Consider the following 8,301-nt stretch of genomic DNA (forward strand, 5'->3'; position numbering starts at 1 on the left):
CGCCATGTGCCGGTAGTCGTCCTCATCGACATTCGGAAAGTGAACACCGATGTAGTCCAGGACCTGGTCCAGCCAACCCGGAATCGTGTAACCCATCCCCCGCGAAGTCCTTTCCGTACAGGCATCCCAGCACTGAGGGGCGGCACCTTTCAGGTGCCGCCCCTCAGATGTACAACATCACCGGTGGGTTACCGAAGTCGCGCCATCAGGGCGTGCTCGACGAGGGTGATCAGCGCCGACTTGGCGTCGGCGCGGTGCCGGGCGTCGGTCGTGATGATCGGGGTGTCGGGGCCGATCTGCAGGGCCTCGCGCACCTCGTCCGGGTTGTACGGCTGCTGGCCGTCGAAGCCGTTGAGCGCGATCACGAACGGCAGGCCGCTGTTCTCGAAGTAGTCGACCGCGGGGAAGCAGTCGGCCAGGCGCCGGGTGTCCACGAGCACCACCGCGCCGATCGCGCCGCGCACCAGGTCGTCCCACATGAACCAGAAGCGGTCCTGGCCGGGGGTGCCGAACAGGTACAGGATCAGGTCCTGGTCCAGGGTGATACGGCCGAAGTCCATGGCCACCGTGGTGGTGGTCTTGTCCCCGGTGTGGGTCAGGTCGTCGATGCCCGCCGAAGCGGACGTCATGACGGCCTCTGTGCGCAGCGGGTTGATCTCCGAGACGGCGCCGACGAACGTGGTCTTGCCCACGCCGAAGCCGCCCGCCACCACGATCTTCGCGGAGGTGGTGGAGCGGGAAGGACCGCCGCTAGAGCTTGCGAAGTCCACTGAGCACCCTTTCGAGCAGTGTCACGTCTGGCTGGCCACCGGCGTTCTCGTCGCCGCCGGGCTGATGGATGGCGACCAGGCCCGCCTCCGCCAAGTCGGCGACGAGGATCCTGGCCACGCCGAGGGGGATCGTCAGGAGCGCGGAGATTTCGGCTACCGACTTGATCTCCCGGCACAGGTTGCAGATCCGCTGATGCTCGGGCAGCTGACCCTGCATCTGGTGCGGAGCGGCGGTGGTGTGCACCAGTGCCTCGATGGCGAGCTGGTAGCGCGGGCGGGTCCGGCCGCCGGTCATGGCGTACGGACGCACCAAGGGGTTGTTCGACGCCGTCGCGGGCGTCGGCTCGGGGCGGCGCTGCGGTTGCACCGGCTGGATGCGCGGGGCCGGCGGCTGGTCGTACGGCGACGGGCCGGGGCCCTGAGGAGCGTACGGCTGCCGGTGGCCGGGGGCGGAGGGGAAGTTGTAACGGTTCGGGTTCTGGGAACCGTCGCCGCGGCCCTGGGCAGGGCCGTACGACCAGTTGCCCGAATTCGAACCGCCTGGGGGTGTTGCCACTCTCTTCTCCTCCTCCGACCGTGCCGGGCACCCATCCGTGTGGAGCCGCGTCCCGAAACCTTACGGCCCCGGGACGCGTATACGCACCGTTCGCCTGTTAGTTGAGAAGGCTTCCCTGGAGTTCTGCACGCAGGTCCGGGGTGAGGACCGTGCCCGCGCGGTCCACCAGAAGGGCCATCTCGTACCCGATGAGGCCGATGTCCGCTTCCGGGTGGGCCAGCACCGCGAGGGACGAACCGTCGGAGATGGACATGATGAAGAGGAATCCCCGCTCCATCTCCACAACCGTCTGGTTCACACTCCCGCCCTCGAAGATGCGGGAGGCGCCTGCCGTCAGAGACGTCAGACCGGAGGCGACGGCCGCGAGCTGGTCGGCGCGGTCGCGGGGGAAGCCTTCGGACATCGCCAGAAGGAGTCCGTCGGCGGAGACCACCACCGTGTGGGACACCCCCGGGGTGTTGTCCACGAAGTTGGTGATCAACCAGTTCAGGTTCTGTGCCGCCTGGCTCATCGGGCTCACACTAACGCTCCTGGTTGTAGGTGCTGTCAGGACCGAAGCCCTGGCCGTTCGTTTCACTGCCTGCGCTGCGTCCGCGCTGGACGCCCCGACGCAGGTTGCTCAGCCTGCCCCGGACGTCCTCCGGGGCGCGGGAGACCTGTGGGCCCCCCTGGGGGGTGGTTTCGGCGGAACCCTGGACCAGATTGGCCTTGGGCACCCGCCGCGGCAGGCCCGAGGAGGTGACCCCGCCTGCCTTGGGCTTCCGGAGCTGCGCGGCCTGCTGCCAGCGCTCGTCGTTGGCCGAACGCCAGTCGCTGTCGCCGCCCGCCGCCGGGGTGTTGTCCGGTGCCGCGGGTTCCTGCCGCACGCGCGCCGTGCCACCGGCGGTACCCGAGCCGTTGGAACCGCTCGGGACGGATCCGCGGCGGGGCAGCCCGGCGTCGGTCAGCTCGTGGGCGGCGGGAGAGGCCGGTCCCGGACGGTCGAAGCCTACGCGGTTCCGCTCACTCGCGTCAGCGGCCTGCGAGGATTCCGTTTGCGGAGCGTACTGGTCCGGATACCCGTTCCGGAAGCCGTTCTGCGGCTGCTGCGGCTGCTGCTGGGGCTGCTGCGGCTGCTGCGGCTGCTGGGGCCAGTCGTCCTGGTACGACGGGGCCTGGGCCGGCTCCGCATACGCGGGGTCCGGGTAGCCGCCGTTCGACGCGTAGTACTGCTCCTCGTACGCGGCCTGCTGCGGCTCGGCGTACGTCTGCTCCTCGTACGTCTGCTGCGGCTGCTCCTGGTAGGCCTGCTCCTGGTACGACTGCTCCTGGTACGACTGCTGCGACTGCTCCGGGTAGGCCTGCCGCCCGTCGAAGAGCGGGTCCTCGTACCCGGTGGCCTCCGCGGCCTCCGCCTGCGGCTCGCCGGCCGGCTGGCCGTGCGTCTGGGCCTCCAGGGCCGCCCGGCGCTCCTCGCGCATCAGGGAGCGGCCGACGGGGTCCAGCTCACGGATGTCGTCGGGGACCTCCGTGTACCGGCTGTCGTCGAAGCCCAGCTCGGCGGCGGTGCGCATCGGCTGCACCTGGTGGAAGCTCTCGCCCTGGAACTGCTGCTCCGGGATGATCTGCGAGACCGTGAACTCCTCGCGGTCCAGCGGCGCCTCGCCGCCACCGCCGTGCGTGATCGCGTCCGGCAGCATGACCAGGGAGGTCGTACCGGCCTGCTCGCCCGAGGGGCGCAGCTGGACGCGGATGCCGTGCCGGTCGGACAGCCGGCCGACCACGAACAGGCCCATGCGCTGGGAGATCGCGGCGTCCACGGTCGGCGGGTTGGCCAGCTTGTGGTTGATGTCCGCGAAGTCCTCGGCGGTCAGACCGATGCCCTTGTCGTGGATCTCGATCATGATGCGGCCGTCGGGGAGACGGGTCGCGGTCACGCGGACCTTGGTCTGCGGGGAGGAGAACGTGGTGGCGTTCTCCAGCAGCTCGGCCAACAGGTGCACGAGGTCGGTGACCGCGCGGCCGTGGATCTCGGCCTCCGGGACGCCGGACAGCTCGATGCGCTCGTACTGCTCCACCTCGGAGGAGGCGGCGCGCAGCACGTCGACCAGCGGGACCGGCTGGTCCCAGCGGCGGCCGGGCTCCTCGCCCGCGAGGACCAGGAGGTTCTCGCCGTTGCGGCGCATACGGGTGGCCAGGTGGTCCAGCTTGAAGAGGTTCTCCAGCTGGTCCGGGTCGGCCTCGTTGTTCTCCAGGTCGGTGATCAGGGTCAGCTGGCCCTCGATCAGCGACTGGTTGCGGCGCGAGAGGTTGGTGAAGATCGCGTTGATGTTGCCCCGCAGCAGGGCCTGCTCGGAGGCGAGCCGGACCGCCTCGCGGTGGACCTGGTCGAAGGCGCGGGCGACCTCGCCGATCTCGTCCTTGGTGTTGATCGGGATCGGGGCGACCCGGGTGTCGACCCGGCCGGGGTCGGTGCGCGAGAGCTGGTCGACCAGCATCGGCAGGCGCTGCTCGGCGATACCGAAGGCGGCGTTGCGCAGCTGGCGCATCGAGCGGCTCATCTGGCGGGCCACCAGACCGGCCAGGATGAACGCCGCGAGCAGCGCGATCACGACCACGCCACCGGTGATGAACGCCGAGGTCTTGGCGTTGTCGGCGATGTCGGAGGCCTCGTTCACGGCCCTGTCGGCCATGTCCGACTCGATCTGGCGGTACGCCTTGTACTTCAGCGTGTTGACCGCGAACCAGTTGTCCGCGGTGATGCCGCCCGCCGCGAGGGTCTGACGGGTCAGGACGCTGGTGTCCTTCATGGTGGCCAGCTGCGCCACCATCTTGGTCGGGTCAGAGGGCGGCGGGACGTAGTTCGGGTTCTGCTCCTTGGCCGCCGTGGCCATCGCGGCACCCTGCGACTCGATCTGGGTCTGCTTGTCCTTCAGCTTCTGCGCGTCCGCCTCGGTGCCACCGCCCTTGTACTCCTCCACGGCGATGCGCTCGAGGTAGGCGTACGAGGACAGGGAGACCCGCTGGGTCGCCAGGTTGGGGGCGTCCGGACCGGGCTTGACCAGCAGATGCGTGCCGATCGACCGCTCCAGCGACAGTGCCGCCTTGGTCAGCGAGATGGCGTAGACGGTACGGCCGTAGGAGGTGATGTTGCCGGTGCCCAGACCGAGCTCGTTGGCGAACTCCATCAGGGGGTGGGTGACGTCGACGTAGCCCTCTTCGGTCTGTACGCCGGTCACCTTGGAGGTGTACGCGACCTGCCGCAGCTGGGCGAGCTTGGGCTCCGCCTCGCGGAACAGCTTCAGCCGGCGCACCAGGCCCGACTTCTGCGGCATGTTCTGCGCGGCCTGGTCGAAGGCGTCCGCGGCGTCGTCCGAGGCCTTGCGGGCGGCGGCGATCGTCGCCTTGCTCTTGCTGTCGGTCTTCTTCAGCAGCAGGGGCGCCGCGGTGACGTCACGCTCGTTCTCGAGGGCGTCGGCGTAGGTGAGGGCGGCACGCACCAGGCGGGCGGTGTTCTCGGCGTCGCGTGCCTGCTGCCAGGTGTCGATCGAGCTCTTCACCTGGAAGCCGCCCATGACGAGGCCGACCGCCACGGGTATCAGCAGGATCGCGTTCAGCCTGGTCGGCACACGCCAGTTGCGCGGCGAGAAACGGCCGCCGCTGGGCGCGGGAGCCGCCGTCGGTTCCGCACCGGGCACAGGGGTGGGCGCCGCAGCGCGCGGCGGCGGGGTGAAGTTGCCCCGCGCCGACGGCTCGGGACCGTTCTTGCTTCGCCTCACTCGACCAACAACCTCTCGGCGGTCGGCACCTACGTCGTGCCGCAGTCTCTCAGAGCCCGGTTCGTCATCGACCCCTGGCTAGGTACGTCTTTGACTATTGGGCAGTTCAGGCATTCCAGCACGTGGACCAGCGCTCTTCCAAACAGCGGAAACCCCGGAGCGACCCTCTTGTAAGCCCCAGATAAAACGGTCATAAAGAGCGAGCCCCGCCAAAAGGCGGGGCGTTTGTGCGCACAGCGGCACTGCGCGAACGCGTCGCGTGGTGAAGCCGGGGGATTCCTCTGCCGAACTGTTATGAACGTCGGAGCCGACCGTGTCTAAGGCCACAGTCGGCTCCGTACCGTTCACCGCAACTGCCGTATACGCCGTCGCACTTGACCGCGTACGCGCGTACTACTTGAGGCGTGCCATCAGGGCGTGCTCGACCAGCGTGATCAGCGCACTCTTGGCGTCGGCGCGGTGCCGGGCGTCGGTCGTGATGATCGGGGTGTCCGGTCCGATCTGCAGCGCTTCCCGTACTTCTTCGGGGGCGTAGGGCTGCTGGCCGTCGAAGCCGTTGAGCGCGACGACGAACGGCAGGCCGCTGTTCTCGAAGTAGTCGACCGCGGGGAAGCAGTCGGCCAGGCGCCGGGTGTCCACGAGCACCACCGCGCCGATCGCGCCGCGCACCAGGTCGTCCCACATGAACCAGAAGCGGTCCTGGCCCGGTGTACCGAAGAGGTACAGGATCAGGTCCTGGTCCAGGGTGATACGGCCGAAGTCCATGGCCACCGTGGTGGTGGTCTTGTCCCCGGTGTGGGTCAGGTCGTCGATGCCCGCCGAAGCGGACGTCATGACGGCCTCTGTGCGCAGCGGGTTGATCTCCGAGACGGCGCCGACGAACGTGGTCTTGCCCACGCCGAAGCCGCCCGCCACCACGATCTTCGCGGAGGTGGTGGCCCGGCCCGCGTCAGAGCTTGCGAAGTCCACTGAGCACCCTTTCGAGCAGCGTCACATCCGGTGCGCCGCCGTTGTTCTCGTCGCCACCCGGCTGGTGGATGGCGACCAGGCCGGCCTCGGCGAGGTCGGCCACCAGGATCCGGGCCACTCCGAGCGGCATGGCCAGCAGCGCGGAGACCTCCGCGACCGACTTGACCTCACGGCACAGGTGGCAGATGCGCTGGTGCTCAGGGAGCAGTCCCATGAGCGCTGCCGGGTCGGCCGTGGTGCTGATCAGCGCCTCGATCGCGAGCTGGTAGCGCGGCCGGGTCCGGCCGCCGGTCATCGCGTACGGACGGACCAGCGGCTGGTCGCCCTCGTCCCCGTACGGTTCCGCATACGGATCGTGATGGGCGGTGGGCGGGGTCATGAATCCTCCGGGCGGGACAGCAAGTCGGTCAGTCAAGCCGTCTGACGGGGCCGGTGGGGGGATTGTGGCGGCCGGACGGTGTTTTCGTGAGGTGGGTGGTGCCGGGGGCGGTCAGTGGAGCAGACTGCCCTGGAGTTCGGCGCGCAGGTCCGGGGTGAGTACCGCCCCTGCGCGGTCGACGAGCAGTGCCATCTCGTAGCCGACGAGACCGATGTCGCACTCGGGGTGGGCCAGGACCGCGAGGGACGACCCGTCCGAGACGGACATCAGGAAGAGGAACCCGCGCTCCATCTCGACGACCGTCTGTGCCACGGTGCCGCCCTCGAAGATCCGGGACGCCCCGGCCGTCAGTGAGGTCAGCCCGGACGCGACGGCCGCCAGCTGGTCGGCGCGGTCCCGTGGGAAGCCCTCGGACATCGCCAGCAGAAGGCCGTCGGCGGAGACCACCACCGTGTGCGACACCCCGGGGGTGTTGTCCACGAAGTTGGTGATCAACCAGTTCAGGTTCTGTGCCGCCTGGCTCATCGGACTCAACTAACGCTCCTGCTGGTGAGTGGGGCTCGGGTAGCTGCCGGTCTGGCCGCTGCCGGCCTGACGGCCCTGAGCGATGCCCCGACGGAGATTGGTCAGCCGTCCGCGTACGTCGTCAGGCGCACGCGAGACCTGCGGACCGGCTTGGTGCTGTTGCTGCTGGGCGGTGCCCGGGACGAGGTTGGCCCGGGGCACCCGGCGCGGCAGGCCGGAGGTGGTGACCCCGCCCGCGGCGGGCTGCCGGACGCGCTCGGCCTGCCGGACGAGTTCGTCGTTCGGCGAGGTGCGCCAGGAACCGGTGGCGGAGCCATTGCCGTTCGTGGGGCGCTGCGGAGCCGGGGCGGGTGCCTGCGGCTGCTGCGGCTGCTGCTGCGCGGGCGCGCCCTCCCCCTGCGGACCGCCGTGGAACCAGTTGGTCTCCAGCGTGTCGTACAGCGGGGTACGGCCGTCGCCCGGACCGGTGGCCGGCGGCAGGGCCTCCGGCTCACGGTGTGCCGGACGCCGCTGCGGGGCCTGCTGGCGCGGGGCGGCGAAGTCGTCCCGGCCGGTCGGCTGCGGACGCTCGAACTGACCGGTGTGCGCCGGGTTCTGGGGGCCGGGCAGCGCGTGCCGGCCGGTGGAGCTGCCGTCGTAGCCGCCGTCGAAGCCCTGCGGGGCCGGGAACTGGCCGGTGTTCTGACCCGCGTGGTGACCCGTGTTCTGCGCCGGGTCGTCCTGCTGCTGCGCCGCCGTGCCGAAGACGTCGGAGCGGACGTACGGATCGGTGCCCTGCCGGCCATCGGCCCCGTCGAACCGGCCGGGCAGCTCGGGGGCGTCCGGCCGGGCGAACTGGCCGGTCTGCTGCGGGTTCTCCGGACGGGCGAACTGGCCCGTGTGCTGGGGTCCGCCCAGGCCGTTCAGATCCGGGCGCGGGAACTCGCCCGTGGCGGCCGGGCCCTGCGCGTCGATCCGGGGCATCTCCGCGGTCGAGCCCGGACCCTGCCGGTCGTCGACGCGCGGCATGCGCCCGGTGTGCGCCGGGTCCTGCTCGTCGTGGCCGCGCGGGGCGTCCAGCGAGGCACGGGACAGCGGGGTCTGCGTGTCGCCCCAGCCCGGGGTGCGCGACTGCTGGTCACCGCCGGGCAGCTCGGCCCGCGGGCCGCCGCGCGGCGGCAGCTGGGGCTGGCGGCCCTGGTCGGGGGCGGCACCGGGCCGCTGCGGGCCACGGCCGCCGAAGGCGTCCTGCTGCGGGCCGCCCGGGTTCGCGGCCTGCAGGCCCTGCGGAGCGCCCTGCAGACCGCGCCCCTGCTCGTACGCCCGCAGCTGCTCCGCGCTGATCATGCTGGTGTCGAAGAGGCT

The 8,301-nt window shown here is 70.4% G+C and carries 7 protein-coding genes and 1 pseudogene; all 8 read right to left on the reverse strand.

Features of this window, described 5'->3' with window-relative positions:
- Nucleotides 1-188 precede the first annotated feature (188 nt).
- Nucleotides 189-770 carry a GTP-binding protein gene (locus tag ACWC94_RS42000; RefSeq protein ID WP_043432136.1) on the reverse strand — a complete coding sequence of 194 codons (582 nt, stop codon included), beginning with the start codon at nucleotides 768-770 and terminating at the stop codon, nucleotides 189-191.
- The gene (locus ACWC94_RS42005; RefSeq protein WP_450803023.1) at nucleotides 751-1,326 is read right to left on the reverse strand and encodes a DUF742 domain-containing protein; all 576 of its coding nucleotides are present in this window, start codon (nucleotides 1,324-1,326) and stop codon (nucleotides 751-753) included. The genes ACWC94_RS42000 and ACWC94_RS42005 overlap by 20 nt, the downstream gene beginning before the upstream one ends.
- 97 nt (nucleotides 1,327-1,423) lie before the next feature.
- Nucleotides 1,424-1,837: a roadblock/LC7 domain-containing protein gene (locus ACWC94_RS42010; RefSeq protein ID WP_004983065.1), complete on the reverse strand. Its 414-nt coding sequence runs from the start codon at nucleotides 1,835-1,837 to the stop codon at nucleotides 1,424-1,426.
- Nucleotides 1,838-1,847: 10 nt separating this feature from the next.
- Nucleotides 1,848-5,084, reverse strand: a complete 3,237-nt coding sequence (locus tag ACWC94_RS42015) for a nitrate- and nitrite sensing domain-containing protein (RefSeq protein WP_450803025.1) — start codon at nucleotides 5,082-5,084, stop codon at nucleotides 1,848-1,850.
- Between the two features lie 393 nt (nucleotides 5,085-5,477).
- Nucleotides 5,478-6,053: a GTP-binding protein gene (locus ACWC94_RS42020; RefSeq protein WP_184970470.1), complete on the reverse strand. Its 576-nt coding sequence runs from the start codon at nucleotides 6,051-6,053 to the stop codon at nucleotides 5,478-5,480.
- On the reverse strand, nucleotides 6,034-6,432 hold the full coding sequence (locus ACWC94_RS42025) for a DUF742 domain-containing protein (protein WP_009190816.1): 399 nt from the start codon (nucleotides 6,430-6,432) through the stop codon (nucleotides 6,034-6,036). The genes ACWC94_RS42020 and ACWC94_RS42025 overlap by 20 nt, the downstream gene beginning before the upstream one ends.
- 111 nt (nucleotides 6,433-6,543) lie before the next feature.
- Nucleotides 6,544-6,957: a roadblock/LC7 domain-containing protein gene (locus ACWC94_RS42030; protein ID WP_023546525.1), complete on the reverse strand. Its 414-nt coding sequence runs from the start codon at nucleotides 6,955-6,957 to the stop codon at nucleotides 6,544-6,546.
- A gap of 9 nt (nucleotides 6,958-6,966) precedes the next feature.
- Nucleotides 6,967-8,301: pseudogene (locus ACWC94_RS42035) on the reverse strand (nitrate- and nitrite sensing domain-containing protein); the annotation flags it as partial.

This window comes from Streptomyces sp. NPDC001135, assembly GCF_053598395.1.